The organism is Bifidobacterium sp. ESL0745 (assembly GCF_029433335.1).
GTDB lineage: Bacteria > Actinomycetota > Actinomycetes > Actinomycetales > Bifidobacteriaceae > Bifidobacterium.
In genome coordinates this window covers 478,402-498,107 of record NZ_JAQTHX010000001.1, presented here as the reverse complement: position 1 = coordinate 498,107, position 19,706 = coordinate 478,402, and the positions used below count along the sequence as shown (strand labels likewise).

At 55.1% G+C, this 19,706-nt stretch carries 14 protein-coding genes and 1 tRNA gene; 6 read left to right on the top strand and 9 right to left on the bottom strand.

Annotation, left to right across the window (positions count from 1 at the left end; translation table 11 throughout):
* Positions 1–22: 22 nt before the first annotated feature.
* The 3 genes from PT275_RS01790 to PT275_RS01780 all read right to left on the bottom strand — a co-directional run bounded on the left by PT275_RS01790 (position 23) and on the right by PT275_RS01780 (position 4,649).
* Positions 23–1,417: a hypothetical protein gene (locus PT275_RS01790; RefSeq protein WP_277151795.1), complete on the bottom strand. Its 1,395-nt coding sequence runs from the start codon at positions 1,415–1,417 to the stop codon at positions 23–25.
* Between the two features lie 174 nt (positions 1,418–1,591).
* A complete protein-coding gene (locus PT275_RS01785; RefSeq protein WP_277151792.1) occupies positions 1,592–2,257 on the bottom strand; it encodes a response regulator transcription factor in 666 nt (221 codons plus the stop codon).
* A gap of 184 nt (positions 2,258–2,441) precedes the next feature.
* Entirely contained in the window at positions 2,442–4,649 is a 2,208-nt protein-coding gene (locus PT275_RS01780) for an LTA synthase family protein (RefSeq protein WP_277151790.1), read from the bottom strand.
* 293 nt (positions 4,650–4,942) lie between these two features.
* Between PT275_RS01780 and PT275_RS01775 the strand changes: the two genes are divergently transcribed.
* Positions 4,943–6,337, top strand: coding sequence for an alpha/beta hydrolase-fold protein (locus tag PT275_RS01775; RefSeq protein WP_277151788.1), 1,395 nt, complete (start codon positions 4,943–4,945; stop codon positions 6,335–6,337).
* 100 nt (positions 6,338–6,437) lie between these two features.
* Positions 6,438–9,533, top strand: a complete 3,096-nt coding sequence (locus tag PT275_RS01770) for a phosphatidylglycerol lysyltransferase domain-containing protein (protein ID WP_277151786.1) — start codon at positions 6,438–6,440, stop codon at positions 9,531–9,533.
* 189 nt (positions 9,534–9,722) lie between these two features.
* Here the strand turns inward: PT275_RS01770 and PT275_RS01765 are convergent, their stop codons facing one another.
* The 4 genes from PT275_RS01765 to PT275_RS01750 all read right to left on the bottom strand — a co-directional run bounded on the left by PT275_RS01765 (position 9,723) and on the right by PT275_RS01750 (position 12,743).
* On the bottom strand, positions 9,723–10,163 hold the full coding sequence (locus PT275_RS01765) for a transcriptional repressor (protein WP_277153617.1): 441 nt from the start codon (positions 10,161–10,163) through the stop codon (positions 9,723–9,725).
* 258 nt (positions 10,164–10,421) lie between these two features.
* Complete coding sequence (purK, locus tag PT275_RS01760; RefSeq protein WP_277151783.1) at positions 10,422–11,591, bottom strand: 5-(carboxyamino)imidazole ribonucleotide synthase; 1,170 nt, start codon at positions 11,589–11,591, stop codon at positions 10,422–10,424.
* Entirely contained in the window at positions 11,575–12,072 is a 498-nt protein-coding gene (gene purE, locus PT275_RS01755; RefSeq protein WP_277151781.1) for a 5-(carboxyamino)imidazole ribonucleotide mutase, read from the bottom strand. Before purE ends, purK begins: the two co-directional genes overlap by 17 nt.
* Positions 12,073–12,440: 368 nt before the next feature.
* A complete protein-coding gene (locus PT275_RS01750) occupies positions 12,441–12,743 on the bottom strand; it encodes a YhbY family RNA-binding protein (RefSeq protein ID WP_277151779.1) in 303 nt (100 codons plus the stop codon).
* A 244-nt stretch (positions 12,744–12,987) separates the two neighbouring features.
* Between PT275_RS01750 and PT275_RS01745 the strand changes: the two genes are divergently transcribed.
* The 4 genes from PT275_RS01745 (at position 12,988) to PT275_RS01730 (ending at position 16,550) form a co-directional block, all read left to right on the top strand.
* Positions 12,988–14,091, top strand: coding sequence for a glycerol dehydrogenase (locus tag PT275_RS01745; protein WP_277151777.1), 1,104 nt, complete (start codon positions 12,988–12,990; stop codon positions 14,089–14,091).
* A gap of 139 nt (positions 14,092–14,230) precedes the next feature.
* A tRNA-Arg gene (locus tag PT275_RS01740) sits at positions 14,231–14,304 on the top strand.
* A gap of 153 nt (positions 14,305–14,457) precedes the next feature.
* Entirely contained in the window at positions 14,458–15,663 is a 1,206-nt protein-coding gene (locus PT275_RS01735) for a sensor histidine kinase (RefSeq protein WP_277151775.1), read from the top strand.
* Positions 15,660–16,550 (top strand): response regulator transcription factor, encoded by an 891-nt coding sequence (locus tag PT275_RS01730; protein WP_277151773.1) that lies wholly within the window; start codon positions 15,660–15,662, stop codon positions 16,548–16,550. The genes PT275_RS01735 and PT275_RS01730 overlap by 4 nt, the downstream gene beginning before the upstream one ends.
* 171 nt (positions 16,551–16,721) lie before the next feature.
* Here the strand turns inward: PT275_RS01730 and PT275_RS01725 are convergent, their stop codons facing one another.
* Entirely contained in the window at positions 16,722–18,767 is a 2,046-nt protein-coding gene (locus PT275_RS01725; protein ID WP_277151771.1) for a hypothetical protein, read from the bottom strand.
* The gene (locus tag PT275_RS01720) at positions 18,760–19,539 is read right to left on the bottom strand and encodes an ABC transporter ATP-binding protein (RefSeq protein ID WP_277151769.1); all 780 of its coding nucleotides are present in this window, start codon (positions 19,537–19,539) and stop codon (positions 18,760–18,762) included. Before PT275_RS01720 ends, PT275_RS01725 begins: the two co-directional genes overlap by 8 nt.
* Between the last annotated feature and the right edge of the window lie 167 nt (positions 19,540–19,706).

The following is a 19,706-nucleotide window of genomic DNA, read 5'->3' as shown; positions in this document are numbered from 1 at the left end:
TATGACCTTCCAACTATATGGATTATTGGTTACTTGAAATTGGCAAGTGAACTGTAAGCTTCCACATCCCCTTATTCATTTGCGTTTCCAGCGTACCGTTTAGATCTTGAATAGTTTGCTTATGCAGGTTGAGGCCACGGGCTGAGGGGATGCGCTTGCGTATGGATTGGTCGTAAAGCGGTGCGACGGTATTGCTTTGCTTGATCGTGATTGTGCCATCACGATAGGTAACACTCATTTTCCATGGTTGTGGTTTGTCGGCGTGATAAGCGATGTTTGCGTAGATTTCGCCGATTAGGCTCAGTAATTCGTCGTATTGTTCCGCATTTTTAACACTTCTTACCGGTAGTAACGAAAGATTTTTCGTTTCGGTATGACCGCTGAATCCTTGCCGCCGCAATGATGCTTCGCCACGCTCGATCATTTGGCCTAGCTCATCCGCCAATGACGCTGGGACTCCTCCATTGGCACTATTTTTTGTTGCTTTGCTTCCTCTTGCTTCTGTAGTCACGGAAGATTGGGCTATCTTTACTTGGCCCTCTATGACCTTTTCATTCACCGAAGATGCAGCGGTCTCTGCCTCGGATTTACTGGTCTCAGGCACTCCCAGCAAATCAATAACAGCGTGAAGATTATCCAATGAATGCAAGGCGACATCGTGTACCAGATGCCAAGCCCTTTTTTCAGCGTCATCAGCGCCTCCACTATTGGCGTTGGACCCATCAACGTTGTTAGCTATCACATTGCCCATAGAACTATCGGCAGCCCTAGTCTCATCGCAGAATTGCTCGGCCAGCATCGCGATGTCGGAAAGCCTGTTGGCGACGGTGTCATGGGTTTTGCTAGCCAATTCATTCTGCCGCCGCATGATGGCAGCTTCATGTTGCGCATGTTGCAATTCGCGCTGGTTTGCAGTCAGCAGCACGACAATCGCACGGTAGCCGGCGGCAAATATCAGTACCAACAGGTACATCAAGTAAACGGCACCCAGCACCGAATCAACCCACCCTAGCCACGCGCCGCCTACCTGTAGCTGGTCGGCCAATACGGAAACGACAATCAACACGATCGGCAGCGCCACGGTCATGCCGAAGAACCACACATCACTGCCGGCCAAACGCAACAACAAGTCGACCCATCGCGGCGTATGAAGCGGGGTTCCGGATCCTCGTGAGTCGTTCTTGGACGGTTTTCGGGACATGAACCACACCAACATCACAACAAGCAACAGCAAAGCGGCGACGTTGCACCACATGACAATCTGAGAACGGGAATGTCTATATAGCAGCGCTGAAACCGCATACATCACGCAGAGCGGCGAAACCACCACCAGAAAACGTCGTTGACTGGTGAACTCGCCATGCAACGGCGTCAATTCGTCCGCCAGCGTGGTTTCATCTGTTCGTTTCGTTTCCATGATTACCTCGTCACGTTCGTCCTAAATCACTTGATATCATCGCCAATGCCGATGTGAGTGTTCTCAAACAGATATCGACAACTCCAATCGGCAATGTCTAATCCTCATATTGTCATTCTTTATTATTGAGCAATCGATTTGTCACCCAAACGGGTGTATTCCGTTTTTAGAAACTCATCGCTTCAACCAGATCGACACGGCCTCGCTGCGGTTCACGGCACCCAGCTTGGCGTACACTCTCGAGGCCAAGGTCTTGACGGTATTGACACTGATGCCCATGTGTTCCGCCGCTTCGCCACTGGTAAGGCCATGGGAAAACAGACCCATCACCGTCTGTTCGCGTGGAGTAAGCGCCACACTTTTATCGGATTGCGATAATGACTTCAAGGAAACTCGCGGGTTCCGATTGCTTTCCCGACATTGCCCAATCGTCGGAAACGACACTTCTTCAATATCTTTGTTCCATGTTCCACCAGCAAGCACCACGATTACTGCCTGAGCTATCCCTTTCAGACTCCGTTTCGCAACGATGCCCTGTCCTCCGGCATCAGCGACCTGCTGTGCGTAACGTTCCAACGGAAACGAGGTCAACGCGAGCGCCGGCACAAAATTGTCCGCAACTCTGAGCTTTTCGATAACCTCGACCCCGGTCATGTCGTTAAGCGACATATCCGCAAGTAACAAATCGGGCATATCACGATCCGAACGACACTGTTCGATTGCAGTCTTCCCCGTGGTCGCGCACCAAGCAATCCCCAACCCATTGGCCTCAAGGAAGTGCGAAAGCATCATCACCGTCAGCTCGTCATTGTCAAGAATCCCCACGCTGCGTTGCGCCATCACCCTCCCGCCAAGAGTAATCCATTACCGTTGAGTCACTATTTGCCTAATAACTTTACAGCATTCACCAATTACGGAAGAAACAACTTCCAAAACAACAAAAGTTCGATCGGTACCAAATCCGGAATAGTAAAAACAACCATTTTAGTTGATGTCAATCGAACTTTTGTTAAAGAAGCGACAGCTACCCCATAAACCCGGCGTCCTTGAGGTAACCCTTACCGGCGGTGACGTCATACTGGATCAACTTATAGTCGTGCATGAGCTGCTTGGTCTCCTTGTCGAAGTCGCTGGCGACCATCGGCTGGCCATTGGGATCGAGGTAGATCGGCTGACCGTCGGGGATGCGCGACCAACCCTGGATCTGGTTGACCACAGGCGGTTCCATCGCGGCGACCTTGCCGTGCAGTTGGGTGAGGAAGGCAAGGAACGGCGTGACCTTTGAATCGGTCTGTTCGGCGGTCTGCGCGATGAAGAAGTTCGGCGAGGAATACGTCCCGTTCGGGCTCTTGTAGCCCTGCCGTCCACTTGCCTTGTTCGACCAGATGAAATAGTCGGTGGTGTGCAGTGCCAGCGAGTTCTTCTCATCGGCCGATGCGCTCTTGTAGATGCCGGGCAGGTGGTCGCCATAGAAGACAACAGTGACGGGCTTGCTGAGCGAATCCATCTGATCGAGGAACTTCGCGGTGGCCTTGTCGGTGATATCCACGCCTTTGGCATAGGTGTTGATCGACTTGTTCTCATCCGTTCCGAGCGAATCGGAGGAATCCGTGGATGTCGCCTTGAATGTGTTGCCCTTGTACCAGCTGTGATACGGCATATGGTTCTGCATCGTGGCGAGCTGGACGAATTCGTTCTGCGGATTCTTTTTCATCGATTCATAGACGCTCTGATAAGCCGAAGCGTCGGAAACGTAAGGCGAGGAATCGATCTTCTGCCGGTGCGCGATAATTTCAGGCGGCTCCAAGGTATAGAAATGCGAGAAGCCGAACTTCTTGTAGTTGTTGGCGCGCAGATACATCGAGGGCTCGTAGGGATGGAACGCCACCGAATGTTCCTTGCTTCCCCACAGCTGATTGACTGTCGGCGTCCATTTTTCGCCCGGAATGAGCTGCTGGTATGGGCTAGTCAGCGATGCATCGAAATTGGCCATCGACATGCCGGTAAGGCTCATGTATTCAAGGTTGGCAGTGCCTCCGCCATAGCCCGAAGAAAGCATATAGCCTCCGGTCGTATGCTCCTTGATATCGCGGATATTGGGCATCGGATCGTGGTTGAGCTTGAGACCGGGCACGCGCGAGGGATCGGAATACGATTCGGAAAGAATGAAAACAACGCTGCTGTCGTTCATGTTCGCGCTGCGGGTTTTGTTGATTTCAGTGGCCTTGGCTGAATAACGCTTGGCGATCGTTTTCATCGTCTTCTCGTTGTAATCGCCTGGCTGATCCATCACCTTGGGATGGGCCTGGCCAAGGAAGGAGACCAGCGGGCCGTTGCGCTGGGCGTCGTAAACGGAATCCCACATCGAAGGCGTGTAGCCCATCACCTTGGCGAAGGAGTTGGTAAAGGTATTGACCTGACCTACCTGATAGCTGAAGCCGACCACCAAAAGCAGCGGCACAACAATGAGCACAAGACGCAACGCGGCACCAAGGCTTTTGCTTTTCGTCTTGCCGTTGCCTTCCTTATCGTTACCGTTTCTCTCGGCCTCGTCCCTACTTGCACCCTTGCCATGGGCACCGCCATTATCACCGGACCCGCAGCTTTCAAAACCAAACACTTTGCCATGCCGAGCATCGAAATGATTCAAAACCACGAACAGCACGACAACCGCCACCATCGCGACAACGACACCGGCGATAAGCCCACCGGAGCCTGAAGGAATGAAGCTCATCAACGACCCGGCGTCGCCGTTCGAGACGAAACTCAGGTCGGAAGGCAGAATCGTCTCATAGCGAACACTCACCTTGAAATGCTCGATGACCGCAATCAGGATGACCAATACGAACAGTATCGGCGTGGCAATCCAGAAGCGATTGAAAAGCATAAGGACTGCCAAATAGATGAATCCAAGCAACAGCAGGTTGAGCACAAAGACGAAGTTGAACTTGGTCCACATCTTGGAGATCAGATCCCATACGCCATTAAGCGGACTGGCAAGCTTTACACGGGTGTTGCTTTGAGAGACGCCTTGCTGCAGAACAAGCACCATAGCGATGTCGAAAAACAGGAACAGCAGCACATAGCCCCAAGACGGAATGTGCATATGTCGGGGAGCCGAGCCGAACTTCGCGGATTTTCCGGTTTTCTTCGAGGCGGTATCAAACGCTGTCTGGTCAACCGCATTGACAGGTTTGCCCTGAGTGAATTCCTGTCCTTCGACTTCGTCCATATCGTCCTTTTCCCCTAATTCCAAATATTCGGGCTATGCCTTGATTCGTATCGAACCCGATGAATGTCATCGTTATATATCTATATCACGCCGATATGCAGGAAAACTGTAAATTCTTTTCCGCCTCGTCAATTATGCACGTCAATAATCATAAATCATAATGGCACGTTATTATATCCACGGCACACAATTGCGTCGAAAACGGAATCATTCTCAGGACTGATGGACGCTATCCAGCTCATGAGTCTAGAATCATCACGTAATAATATTCGCGCTTTACTCGGCGAGGGGAAATGATGGATTGGTTTTACAATATCAAGCTGCTTGAGGGATGGCTGCCCAGTACGTTGAAAATAGCCACCCTGATTGGTTTTGTGGCCGTCATCGTCCTTAAATCCAAAGATGGCTGGCTCAATCCCCTACTCAAGCAGTTTGGTTGGGGATTCATCGGCACCATCGGCGGTTATGTCCTCATCTGGCTGCTTTCCGACGTATTCATGGTGTTCGGCGTGAGTCTTGGACGAGTCATCGAATTCAACATCGCTTTCGGCATCGGGTTTATCGCGGCACTGATAGCCATGTGCTTCGATTCGGGAACACTGCGTCGCGTGCTGGCCATTATCACGGCCATTCTGACGCTGATCACATTCGCGCTGCGAGTAGATATTATCTATGGCGAATATGCCACCGTCGGTTCACTGTTCGGCCGCAATGCGTTCGCCGCCCTCGAATCGAAGAACGTGCACAAGGCCTCGGCCACACAGCCCAATACCGTGGACGAATGGAAAAAGCTCGGCCAAGAGAACAAACTGCCTGAAATGCCCAAACGTGGCATCGTCCGTTCGGTCGATATTCCTGCAACCACCTCGCATTTCAAGGCGAGGACGGCCAACGTCTATCTTCCTCCGGCCGCTTTGACCAAGAATCCGCCAAAACTGCCCGTCATGATTGTGATGGCCGGACAGCCGGGCACTCCGGACCGTTTCTTCAGCGCCGGTGAATTGGGTCAGAAGCTCGATGACTATGCGGCAAAACATTACGGTCTGGCTCCCATCGCCGTTTCCCCCGACCAGAACGGGACCATCACCCACAACTCCCTGTGCTCGGACACACCGGTGTTCGGAAATGCCGAAACCTATTTGACCAAAGACGTGACCAACTGGATCAAGACGACTCTGCCTGTCGAGAAAACACCGGACAAATGGCTTATCGGCGGCTATTCGCAAGGTGGAACGTGCGCCACCCAGCTTGGCCCCGCCTATCCCAACCTTTACGGACACATCTATAGCGCCGGAGGCGAAATCGAACCCACCGACGGATCACACAAATCCACGGTGAAACGCTTCTTTGGCGGCGATGAAAAGGAATTCGACAAGCACGTCCCCATTTCCATCATCCGCAGCCACGCTCCCTCTACACAGACCTGGTTCTCTGCCGCCGGACAGCTTGACACCAAATCCCAGAAGAACCAAAAAACCATATCCATGGAGGCCATGAAGGCAGGCATGTCAGTGACCACGGTCGTCGTCAAGGGGACCGCACACGACTGGCATACCGTGAATGCCGGAATGACCGCACAGATCGACCTGTTCGGCACCGAAACCGGGCTGGGTGACACCGGCAGGGAAATCTCCTCTTATCCCAATCTTCAAGTGGTAACCGCGAACACCAACCGCGAAAGCGATTAGCAACGTTTCCTTAATGCAATAAATACAGGCGAAGTCTTCAGACGCCGTTGTTGCATCAGGAAACAATAAACCTTACGATTGAAGAACGAAAGTCACAAAGATGCAACAACACGAAGAGCACAATACCGAGCCAACGGCACATTCACCTGTGCCTTCTACGCTGAGCGCCGAGACTCCGTCTGTACCGGATGCATCGAAAACATCTGCACAAGGCCAGCAACCCGATGGTGGCAAGGCCAAAAACCCCGGGAATGCCGACAATTCAGGCAATACTGGTCCGACCGTGAACCCCCAAACGCCAAAACACGACAATTCGCGACCCGCACCGAAAAAAACCAAAAAACACAATCCGTCGAGCTGGATGGTGTTGGGCCATGACATCCTGGGATGGATGCGCGCCCACCTGTTCACCATCGTCGTTGCCGTGGTGTTTCTCGCGGTCAACATCGTCGACATGGTGCTTTCGGCCATGCGTCATTTGCACGGCCCGGCTTCAAGTCGCACCATCAGCCTTACCGAAATCCTGCTTGGGCGCATGCGCAACGGCGGAAAACCACGTGACCCGTTCCAACAGCCACTGCATGGCCAAGACATCATCCCATGGCTGACAAAAATCCTGCGATCGGCCGTATTCGTACGCAGCCCGTTGATGCTCATCATCTACACCCTGCTGATTGTCGTCATTCTTTCTGTGGCACAATCCAAAATGGGGGCGTTGAAGACAACATTCGCGGCACTGTTCAGTGCCATCATCGGCTCGACTTTGGGTCTTTTGGTCTGTGTGCTGGTCGATATGGCCATGCATAGCTGGCAGAGCATGGAACGCCTACCCGTCCTGCTTTCGCCCCTGACCATCATCATCGGCGCATTGATGGCCGACAGCGCCTACGAATCCGTACTCTGGCGACGGCGCATCATTCTCATCGGCTATACCGTCATCGGCACATTGCTGCTGTTCAGCGGCAACCCCGGCGATTACTGCACACTCGGCGCCGCCATCGTCGGCCAACTTACCGGCCTTCTGATGCATGGCCCGATCAAAAACCGTATCCGATGGGCCAATACCTCCGACTATGAGGTCAGGCGTCTGTTCGCCTTCGCTCAACTGGTACTCGCCGTCGGCCCACTGCTGGCGCTGACCTCCACCTCACACCTTGGCCCCTTGACGACGTTCGGGCTCTTCACATCTTCCATATGGGGCGATTCTTCGCTCCTGGCTTCCTGCAGCGTCAACAGCTCCTTGACCAGCTGTCTGCGTCTGGTGGCGACCAGACAACATCTGGCCATTGCCGGTTTATGGCTGCATATGCTCCTGCCCATCGCTGCCTTGGCTCTGGTGGCGTGGGGACTGTACCACGGGCGTCGGTTGGCGGCTTGGGTCAGTATCGTACTCAATGGCGCGGCAGTCGTGTTCGCACTGCTCTACTATGTCGTCTTCCCGCTGACCATCACACCGCTCAGTACCAGCATGGCCGATAAATACAACTTCATGCCGGCCTTCATCACCACAGCACTTCCGCCTTTGGTACTCATTGTCCTGATGGTCCGTGAGCTGCCGCACTTCAGCGTCTCGACCGAATCGTGGCGGGTTCGCAACGGCATCATCGCGATGGTCGGCATGCTCCTGCTCACCAGCTTCGTGTATATCGGATTTGCCGTGGCAGCCCCTCAGGACTTCAGGCCGAGGCCCACCTTCAAACTGCTCATCATGGACATGCTGCGCAGGCTTCTGCCCACTGGGTTCGGCGGCCGCAAGTCCACTTCCCTGATCGTCCCTCAGACACTTATGGCGACATTGGTCAGCGAAGGTCTGACGGTCATCTTCTGGCTCACCGTGCTCATCGTCTTCGTCCTGTGGTTCCGCGACAACGTGACCCCCGACGAACGTGACCGTGTCAAGGCCGAAGCGCTGGTCACATTGGGCGGCGAATCCATGAGCTTCATGACCACTTGGGAAGGAAACCACTACTGGTTCTCCCCCAGCGGCCATTCCGCCATCGCCTACCGCGTGCTGCACGGCATCGCGCTGACCGTCACCGGACCGTTCGGTGATCCGAATGAATACATCGATGACCTGCGCGAATTCAGCTCGTTCTGCGACGCAAAAGGCTGGTCGCCTTCCTTCTACGCGGTTCACGACGACCAGCGCGAGGAACTGGAATCCATGGGCTGGTCCTCCATTCAGGTCGGCACCGAAATGGTGCTCGATCCGAACCGCTGGCAGACACGCGGCAAGAAATGGCAGGACATCCGCACCGCCATCAACAAGGCCAAGCGTGACGGAATCACCGACGTGCTCACCACGTACGACCAGGCCGGCTTCAACATCGACCAGCAGATCGTCGACATCTCCGAACAGTGGTCGCAGCTCAAGGCGCTGCCGGAAATGAAATTCACACTCGGCGGCATCGAGGAACTGCGAGACGACCGCGTGGCGTTGCTGTATGCGGTGGACGCCGAAGGCAAGGTACTGGGTGTCACCAGCTGGCTGCCGACTTATCGTGACGGCCGGGTCATCGGATGGACCCTTGATTTCATGCGTCACCGTACTGACAGTCCCAATGGCATCATGGAATTCCTCATCGCCCGTATGGCCGAACGCCTGCGCGACCAAGGTCTGGAGAATCCTGCAAATGCCATCGAGTTCATGAGCCTTTCCGCGGCTCCGCTGGCCGGTATGGGTGAAAAAGCCCCTGCGGCCGCCGACAAGGCTGTAGAAGGCGAAAAGAAAAAGGCTAAGACGGACAAACCCGCAAAAGCTGATGAATCGGACAACACCGACGCGCAAAAGCAGGAATCACAAGTCTCCTCTGATGCCAGCGCGGCATCGCCAGCAGAATCGAAGAACGAAGATCACGCCAGAAACGATTCGACGGATAAAAGTGCTTCCTCCCAGTCCGAAAGCAAGCAGAAGCAGAATTCGCCCAGCGGTACCGAAATCATCGAACATGCCCTGCAAATCGCAGCCGATATACTTGAACCCGCCTATGCTTTCAAGTCGCTGTTCTTCTTCAAGAAGAAGTTTCAGCCCAGCCCGGCCCCGATTTATATTTGCTACCCGGATTCGGCCAAGCTTGCGCAAATCGCCTTCGCGGTCATCAACGCCTACGTGCCGGAACTCAAGCCGAAGCAGGTCGTTGAAATCGTCAAACAAATGACATCGACGGGCAAGACCGACAAACCCGATAAGCAATAGCAATAGCGGTTGCTTTATCGTCCAAGGATAAAAGCAACGAGCTCTAAAAGGCTGGCGGTCATCTTCCTGAAAGAAGATGACCGCCAGCCTTTTAGAGCTATGACAACTCATAAATCAACGATGGTGCTGCGATACCGTTAAATCGCCAACCATAACACACCATTATTTAGTTTTACAAAGCACTAAATATCAATCGTCTGTAACTTTGCCGGAACCGTCAATACGCTTTTGCAACTGTTGGCACTCCGGACAAAGCCCGAATACCTCCAGCGTATGGGAGATCACGCTGAAACCATGTTCCTCGGCGATGTTGCGCACCCACTCTTCCGGCGGTTCGATCTCCACCGTCTTGCCGCAGTTCTCACAGACCAGATGATGATGGTGCTCACCGTCCTTGCAGATGCGGAACATCTGCTGGTCGTTCAGGTGGATGGTATCGGCCCTGCCGTCATCGGCCAAGGCATTGAGCTGGCGGTAGACCGTGGAAAGACCAATCCCCTGCCCGTCCTCGCTCAATATCCGGTAAAGATCCTGGGCGGAAACGAAATCATCGCAATTACTAAGCGCACTGAGTACGGCGTCCTTCTGCCAGGTATGCTGGCTTCCGCGCCTGCCAGTACGTCCCAGCATCCTGTTCACGGAACGTTCTTTATCGCGTTGCTCGTAGGTTGTCACCGTCGCAAGCCTCTTTCGTCAATCACACCTATCGCCTGGTTGCCGCCATTGGGATTCACGGCATCTTTCACAGGCAAAACCATTTTACCTGCATTTGCCCGCCTTGAAAAGACCTGTTCGGCTCCCAGAGACCACAACAACCGAACCGTCACTTCTGGCTTACACCATGCCAAGCAAACGCCGAATGACGGGCAACGCTGCAAATCCCAGCTGTTATTGCCGCAGATCGTTCCAGCAGCCCGTGGCCTCAAGTTCGTCGACCGTGCGTTGCGTATCATCGGTAAGCACCGTGATATGACCCATCTTGCGGTCCTGACGCACTTGCGCCTTGCCATAGTCGTGGACGTACCATTCAGGGTGTTTGGAGATGAGCTTGCGCGTCGGAGCGACGTGCTGGCCCAAGACGTTGACCATCACGGCCGGGCTCAAAAGCTTCGGCTGTGGCAGCGGCCAGCCGGCAATGCCACGGATGTGGGCATCGAACTGGTCGATGGAACAGGCCTCGATGGTGTAATGGCCGGAATTGTGCGGGCGCGGGGCGAGCTCGTTGACCACCACACGACCGTCTTTGGTGATGAAAAGCTCTATGGCCAACGTACCGGCCAGCTCAAAGCCTTTCGCAAGACGCAGCGCCAAGGCCTTGGCCTCCTCGGCGATCTCATCGCTGACCTGCGCCGGCGCAATGGTCAGGTGCAGGATATTGTGGCGATGCTCATTGCGCACGATGGGGAACGTGACGAAATCCTTGCCGTTGCCGGAAATGAGGATCGAGGCCTCAAACGCGAAATCGACGAAACCTTCCAAGACGGACGGCGGGAAAGTACCCCGCTTGTCGCGTTCATGAACTTTCGCCAGATCTTCCGGCCCGTGCAGAACGACCTGGCCATGGCCGTCATATCCGCCGCGACGGGTTTTCAGCACCGCCGGATAGCCGATTTCCTCGATGGTCCTATCCAATTCTGCGAGGCTGTCAACCTGACGCCACGGCGCGGTCTGCGTACCGTGGTCGTTGATGAATTGTTTCTCGAACACGCGGTCTTGCGTCACGCGCAGCAAGTCGGTTCCCTGCGGAACGGCGACGCTGCCACGCACCTCGTCGATGGCGTCGGCATCCACGTTTTCAAACTCGTAGGTGAGCACGTCACTACGCTCGGCCAACTCGCGGATGGCGGCTTTGTCATCGTAATCGGCCGTGACCTGAAAATCGGCGACCTGCGCGACCGGGCAATCCGGCGTCGGATCGAGCACGCCGATGCGGAAGCCGTGGTAGCGCGCGGAAAGCGCCATCATACGTCCAAGCTGTCCGCCGCCGATGATGCCGATGGTAGCGCCCGGCATCAGCGTTTCGATCTTGCCGTTGGTCTCTTCAGACAAGCTGGGCATTGGATTCCTCCACCTTCTTCTTGAGGCCTTCGCGATAGTCCGCGAGTGCCTGCGCCAAGGAATCGTCTGTAATACTTAAAATACTGACCGCCAGCAAGCCGGCGTTCTGGGCACCGGAATTGCCGATGGCCGTCGTCGCCACGGGAATGCCGCCGGGCATCTGGACGATGGAAAGCAGAGAATCCACACCGGAAAGCGCGTGCGATTTCACCGGTACACCAATCACCGGCAACGTGGTCTGCGCGGCAACCATACCGGGGAGGTGCGCGGCTCCCCCAGCTCCGGCGATGATGACCTTGATGCCGTTTCTGCGGGCGTTATGCGCGAAATCCGCCATCAATTCGGGAGTCCGGTGGGCGGAAATGACTTGTTTGGAATAGGAGACATTGAACTGGTCGAGGGTCTCGCAAGCGTGACGCATCGTCTCCCAATCGCTTGCCGAACCCATAATCACTGCTACTTTTGGTGCGTGAGCTGCCATGATACCTCCGAAGTATCGTTGGGAAACCAGAGCCGGCTCCCACTTTACGCGGCGGGAACGAGAAAACCCGTCTGTTCAATTCCTTGCAAAACGTACGATTTCAGCAAAATGTCATCGACAAACACCAGTGGCATTTTATTGATGACTATATTTGTGCTTGGGCTGATGCCGGCAACCAGACTCTGACTATTCTTTAAATCCCGTTCCCCGGCACCAATACAGCCGGACGCGCATTTATGCCGACAAACAGACTTTTGTTTTCGTTCAGATACCATTTACCAGCACCAATACAATTGAACACACCCTAATGCCAGTAAACCGACGCCAATGATTCTTCAGACGACGCTTCCCGATGTCAAACGTCTTCGTCAGTGGACGAGTTCGATTTTGGTGATGCCGGGCTTCTTCGAAGGCCGATAGAGCACGAAACGATGGCCAATGACCTGTACCAGCTCCGCCCCGATCTGACCCGCCAGAGTCTCCCCGACTTCCTGCTCGTCAATCGGGCAGCCGTCCTGCACCACGCCCTTGAGCAATTCGTGCGATTCGAGCGTCTCCGATGCCTGCTTCACGGCGGCATCCGTGACCCCATTCTTGCCAATCCACAACATCGGCGAAATCTTGCTCGCCAGTGCCTTGAGTTGCTTGACTTGTCGTTTGTTCAGTTTCATTGCCACTTACGTTCCAATCATTGTGCTTGCCGATTGTCGTTTGCGCTTTTCAGGCCTGATTAACACATCAGCAATAGGTATTTTCGCTGTCTCTACTGTATCCTGACGGCTTGTCCTGCGAACATACTTGGCATAAGCGTTGCGAATATAAGATTGTTAACGCTCACGTAATACAGGTGTACATCTAACGTTAATTTAATACAATAGAAAGTGATGTGATGTACATCACGTTTTATATTCATCAATGTCAAAGAAGGACACCTTGAAGAAAATTCTGTGCTCACCTGGAAGCTATATCCAAGAACCCAACGCCATCATCGAACTTGCGGACCAGTACCGCACCCTTGGCAGCAAAGGCGCCTACATCATCGTCGATCCGTTCATCGAGAAGACCTATCACAATCAGATCGTCTCCAGCTTTGAAAGCAGCAACACCCCGTACCAGCTCGTGGTGTTCGGCGGCGAGTGCTCCGACAACGAGATCAACAAGCATGTTGCAGCCCTCGGCGAAAACGACGCCGTCATCGGCATCGGCGGCGGCAAGACGCTCGACACCTCGAAGGCCGTCGCGCACTTCGGCAAGCGTCCGGTAATCATCTCCCCGACCGCTGCCTCCTCCGACGCACCGTGCTCGCGCCTTTCCGTGGTCTACACCGACGGCGGCGAGTTCGACCACTACCTGCCCCTGCCCAAGAACCCTGACATGGTGATCATGGACACCACCATCATTTCGAAGGCACCGGTGCGCTTCCTGATCTCCGGGCTCGGCGACGCCTACGCGACCTATTTCGAGGCGCTGGCATGCAAGCAGTCGAACGCGATCACCATGACCGGCGGCCATTCCACCAACGCGGCCATCGCGCTGGCCAAGCTCTGCCACGACCTGCTCATCGCCGATGGTCCCAAGGCCGTCGCCGCAGTGCGTCAGGGTCTGTGCAGCCCCGCGGTCGAGAACGTCATCGAGGCCAACACCCTCTTAAGCGGCCTCGGCTTCGAGTCCAGCGGCCTCGCCGCAGCGCACGCCATCCACGACGCGCTCACCGTGCTGCCCGGCACACACAAGTACCTGCACGGCGAAAAGGTAGCCTACGGCACGCTCACCCAGTTCGTGCTTGAGGACCGCCCCGAAGCGGACCTGCGCGAGGCCTACGGCTTCTTCCGCAAGGTCGGCCTGCCCACCACCCTCGCCGAGATCGGCGTCGAGAACCCGAGCGACGAGGACCTCTTGAAGGTCGGCGAACTCGCCTGCAGCAAGGATGACACCATGTCCAACATGCCGTTCGAGGTGACCCCGAAGGACGTGGCGATCGCGCTGCGCGCCGCCACCGAAGTGGCCTCCGTCTACTAAATTCTTAAGGTCGGCCGTTCGACGATCGAATGACCGATTGGTAACTGGATGAATGGCAGGAACGTCGCCGAAGATGATTATGGCGGCGTTCCTGCCATTTTTGCGTCAGGAGTGCTGATACAATAAAGGATTGTTGTTCGGCCCCGTAGCTCAGTTGGATAGAGCAACTGACTTCTAATCTGTAGGTCGCGAGTTCGAATCTCGCCGGGGTCACTTGGTCTGGAGACGGGAAGCAATCCCTCTCGCCGCAGAAACCGGACGATACGATACGACAGAGACACCTCAATGACGAAATCATCAGGAACAAGCATCGACTTGCAAGCACCCAAACGCCGGTTTCCAAAATATTCCGCGCCGATTTTTGCTTTGGGATTCGTTTTTCTGCTTCCCGAGTCGGCGTATATGGGCCGCTTCGTACTCATGATTCTGCAGCCGATACTTATTCTGCTGTTCTATGTTGCCATGCTCAAAGCGCCAAAACTGTTCTGGCAACGTGCGGCGGCGCTGATTCTGATAGTGGTCTGCATCTGGTCGGCGCCGTATCTGCGCCACGGCGGGCAACTGTTGACCTATATCGTCATAACCGAAGCATCAATACTGTTCAATGCCACATTCGGGTACATCGCCATCGCGATTTCCGCAGCTGCCATGTGGATACTTTCGCCGATACTTAATAATCTGCAAAGCCTGCATACTCCTGATTTCATCGCCACATCAAGCTACATCCTGTTCGCCGGCATCCTCTTCATGGTCTACACCGTTCAATCGGAGAAACTGCAACGGGCAAACGAGCAACTCCAAGACAATATACAACAGATCGAATCGCTGACTCTTTCGCGCGAACGGGCACGAATGGCCAGCGAAATGCACGATTCCATAGGCCAACAACTTACTGCGATACACTATGCTCATGAATCCGCGGCCAATGCCACGACTGCCGCCACCAGCCTGACCGAAGCAGAACGGGCAGCCATCAGCAAGCCCATCGCCAGGGCCGATGAGATTGCCGAAGACGCCTTGTCCGAAGTCCGTCAGATGGCACGCGCCCTGGATCCGGCGGCGTTCGGTCAAACGCTCACCAATGAGTCGATCGACGCGATGGCACGCTCGTTCGGCCAAGCAGGACTTGAGATGCAGACCGATATCACCGGAGAAGTCGGTTTGCTGGGAAGCGACGAGCAAACGCTGCTGTTCCGCGCCTTGCAGGAAACGCTGACCAATGCCGTGCGCCACGCCCACGCCACCAAGGTACGGCTCACCATCGCCGTCGGCGGCCACGAGACGACGTTGCGGGTCGAGGACGACGGACCCGGCATCGATGCAGACGACATCGATCACGGCTTCGGTCTTGCGTCGTTGCGCCAGCGCATGGAGCAGATCGGCGGAAACCTCAAGTTAGGGGAATCGCAATCGCTTGGTGGGGCCAGTATCACGGTGACCATTCCGAACCCAAGCGGGAAGGAACCAACAGAGCCATCACAATCATCGAATTCGAATACCTCAAGCCGTGCTTCTAAGAAAAGCAGGGGAAATAACGCAACGTCAACCGCAAAAGGAGCGGACGAGTCATGAGCGATGCTCTCGAATCCGAAGCAACCACTCCCGGCCAGTCCATCCATCTGCTCATCGTGGACGATCAGGAACTTATCCTCACAGGACTTGCCGAACTCGTTACCTATATGCCCGGCATAGAGGTAACCGCGCAATCACAAAGCGGCCAGGGGGTGCTTCAGCTGCCAGAGAACACACTCAACTCGATTGATGTCGCGCTGATCGACGCTCGCATGCCGCAGATGGACGGGCCCGAGCTGATCGCACGATTGCATGACAAATATCCTGACATCAAATGCATTCTGCTCACCGCGTTCGATGAGGACGATAATCTGATCAATTCCCTGAAAGCCGGTGCTGTCGGCTATCTGCTCAAGGACATCTCCACAGCCGACCTCGCCGACGCCATCCATCGCGCGGCCGAAGGAGGTCGGATCATCGGCGCCAGCGCCACCGCACATGTCATGCGTCTCATCTCGCAATCAGGCAATCGCGATGATGAAGAGAGTGATAATGCTGCTTTCTCAGCCAACTCCGGCGAACAAGTTGTGAGCGAAAGAACCGCGAAGAAACCCGATGTCTCCTCTACCGTAACCGCTCACAAATCCATACCCGACAAGCACACCGACAGAGACACGGAAGCTGATGAAGACTCCTATATCGCAACAAGCGACGTTTCCGACATCACTCAAGCGAGTCCGGAGACCCGCGGATTGCTCGCCGAATTGACACCGCGAAACCAGCAGATTGCCCTGCTTATCGCCCAAGGCCACACCAATTCGGAAATCGCCGACAAGCTGTTCCTCTCCCCCGGAACGGTGAAGAACCACGCCAGCCACATCTTCGCCAGCCTCAACGTTCGCAACCGCACCGAACTGACCGCCATGCTCGGTGGCACATTGGATTGAACCTACAATCTGGATATCCCCGCTTGCCCGAACACAACCATCCATCACGCGAAATTCCTGGAATATTTATATGAGCGAAGAACAGACCGTCGAATAGCGCCATTGGCTACATAAAGCCTTTCGACGGTTAGAGAATTATCCTGTTTGGTAGCGGGCGGTGCAGGAAGGCAATCATCGACCGCTGTTTCGGACAATGCCCCGATAAACCGAACGGTAAAGCAGTCCACCGCAGCCGATGACAAACAGCAACGCGAGCGCCATCATGCCCAGCTGCGGCCATGGCACATACACCCGCGCCGCATGCCAATAGCTGGCAAGCCTAGGTTGCTCGGTGAGGTTGGCGGAAATGGCGACAGTCGCCATCGAGAGCAGCCCTGCCGTACCGACCTCGATACCCGTACGAATACAGCCGGTCATAGCCCATTGCCGTTCGCTCATGCCAATCATCCATGCAGCCCTGGCCTCACGGCGGCGCGATTCCGCATCGTTGGCGACCACGGAAACCAGACCTACCACGGAGATGAGCAGAATCGGGTAGACGAAGAAATATACACCGACTCGGTTGCCACCCGCGGACTCACGCTGGGACACCGCGCCAAACGGCAACTTGTTGATAGCATTCTTGGTGTCCGAAACGCTTAAGAAGCGACCTTCTTTACCGACTGCCATCGCACGTGCCTGACCCACACGGTCGTGGTGAATGATCGCCATACGGTGGCCATGATGGTTTTCCAATGGATTAAGCGAACGCGGTACATAAAGATTGCCAGTCATCCCGCCACCCATTCGTATGACAGAAGTGATTTTGCTACGATGCCAGTGACCGTCCGCTCCCGCTATACAGACAGGCTGACCGATTTTGCCTTCCCCAGCTGATACCACGCCATTGCGGGCATCCACGTCGCCTTGCCTCGCGCCGACCGGTATGAAATCCGAAAGCGAGCCGCTATCGATTACAGAAGAGAGGCCTTCACCAGACGGGTAGCCTTCGGCCAAATCCTCTTTCATCTGTTTGTCGCAGCCACTAGAATCAGAGTACAGATATCTCACCTGCGTAGTCGGCGCCAGCACCAATGCGCGAGAATCGGCTTTGGTTGCCAATTCACGCAGATTCCTTGTGCCGGCTTTTCCTGCCTGTCCGGTCTCCATCACCGATGTGCCATCGAAAATCGCGTGCAACGAGGAGCTGGCGGCATGGTCTTGGAAGGTCTGCAACCCATAAAAGAACACGAAAACAGCCACAGCCACAACGGTGATGCTGAAAATCGACACGGATTTGAGCGCTGTCACGTCGCGCAGGGCGATGTCCGTCCACGAACGGCCATGCAGCCGTTTACTTATGCCACCGCCGATGCCACGCAACATCGGTTTGGCCAGCCGGGCGATACCCCAACAGACCAAGAGCGGCATCACACCGTTGCCTACCTGCGCCGCATCGCTGTTAGAGCGTGAAGACGCGATACCCCAGCCAATACCGACGACGAACATGACCACCGTGACGAGGCTGCGAATAATAGCGGAAATCCGAGTATATGCACCCCTCTTAGCACTACGCTCCGGGACGGCGGAAAGCGCTAGACGCGATTTGCCGACTTTCCTCCCGGAGAGGTAAGCGGAGACCGCCGCACACGTCAAAGAAATCAGAATGGTCTGCCAAACCGCGTTAAGGAACCCGAAACCGGTGCGCTTAACCGCATCCGTACCGATGAGTCTGAAGAGAAAGTAGAACAATGCGTTGCCCGGCACACCGAGGATACACGCGCCAAGCGCCGAGACGAAGGCAATGGGCACCTGCACGCCGATCATGGCGACGATGAGCCAACGCGGAGTGGCACCCATTATCCTCAAGCGCATCAGGTCGTCCCACTTGGCAATGAAGGCATGGTCGGTGGTCGTCTTGTCGATCAGCACTGCGGCAACAACCATGAAGACAAGAAACGTTCCCAAGTCACCGGCCACGCTGGGAACCGAGTTCACAGCCCATGCAAGCACGAATATCAGCGTCATTGCCGCCATGTTCGCCGCACCGTTGAGCAGCTGCAAGCGCCTGTTGCCTCTCCAAAGCGAAGAGACGATATGCACGCCGCTCATCCTGACGCTGTTTCGTAGTCCATTCCCTGTACTGCCTGCGCCGCTCATACCAATTGTATTACGCATACCGACTTCGGAACCTTCCTCGCTCACGCTCCTCACTCTCTCGGTTCCGGGCTTACTCATGACGGCCTCCCAGCAACAAAGTCTCAATCTGAGGGGCGGAAAGCCCATCGCCATATTCACGCACTACATGACCATCGGCCATCAGCACCACGCGGTCGGCCGACGAGGCGACCACCGGATCGTGCGTAACAATCAAAGCGGCTTTGAGTCCGGCGCGCATGGAGGCACGGATGGTTTCGATGACCTCGTCGCGCGCCTTCGGGTCGAGATTGCCGGTCGGCTCATCGGCGAAGAGCACATCGGCACCGATCGCGAGCGCCCTGGCGATGGCGACACGCTGCTGCTGCCCGCCGGAAAGACTGGTGACCGGCGTATCCGGCGGTTTGTCGGCGAGACCGACGCATGCCAGAGCACGCAGCATCTCGTCGTCACCCATCCGCTCGCCTCGAATCGAAGCGGGCAATGCCACGTTCTCCCCTACAGTCAGGTTTTCGAGCAGCATATAGTCTTGGAAAATGAACGCGAAACGCGAGGCACGCAGTTTGGCCAGTTTCTTCTCACCAAGCTTTGCCAGCACTTTGCCATCAAACATCACTGTTCCATGTGTAGGCTTGTCCATTCCGGCCATCGCCCGGAGCAATGACGACTTGCCACATCCCGAAGGTCCGATAACCGCCACCGTCTCGCCTTCGCGAAGCGTCAAGTCGATCGGCCCCAACTTGAACCCAAAGTCACGGACCAGCCCTTCGGCCCGCAAAATCTCCTTGGTTCCCGTCTTTTGTTGTGTAGGATACGTCTGCGTTGCATATCTTGTGATGTTTTCTTTTTTCATATTTTTATCGTCACATATTCCAAGAGACCATGCCCCATGCCGAAAGTCACTGTTTTCCCTTAGGTGCTCCAAAATACCGAGCTGAAAACCACCGATAGCCGATACGAAAATGGCAAATAATCGGAAAAACCAGATGACTGGTGTGGAAATCGTAAAGTGCTGAATTA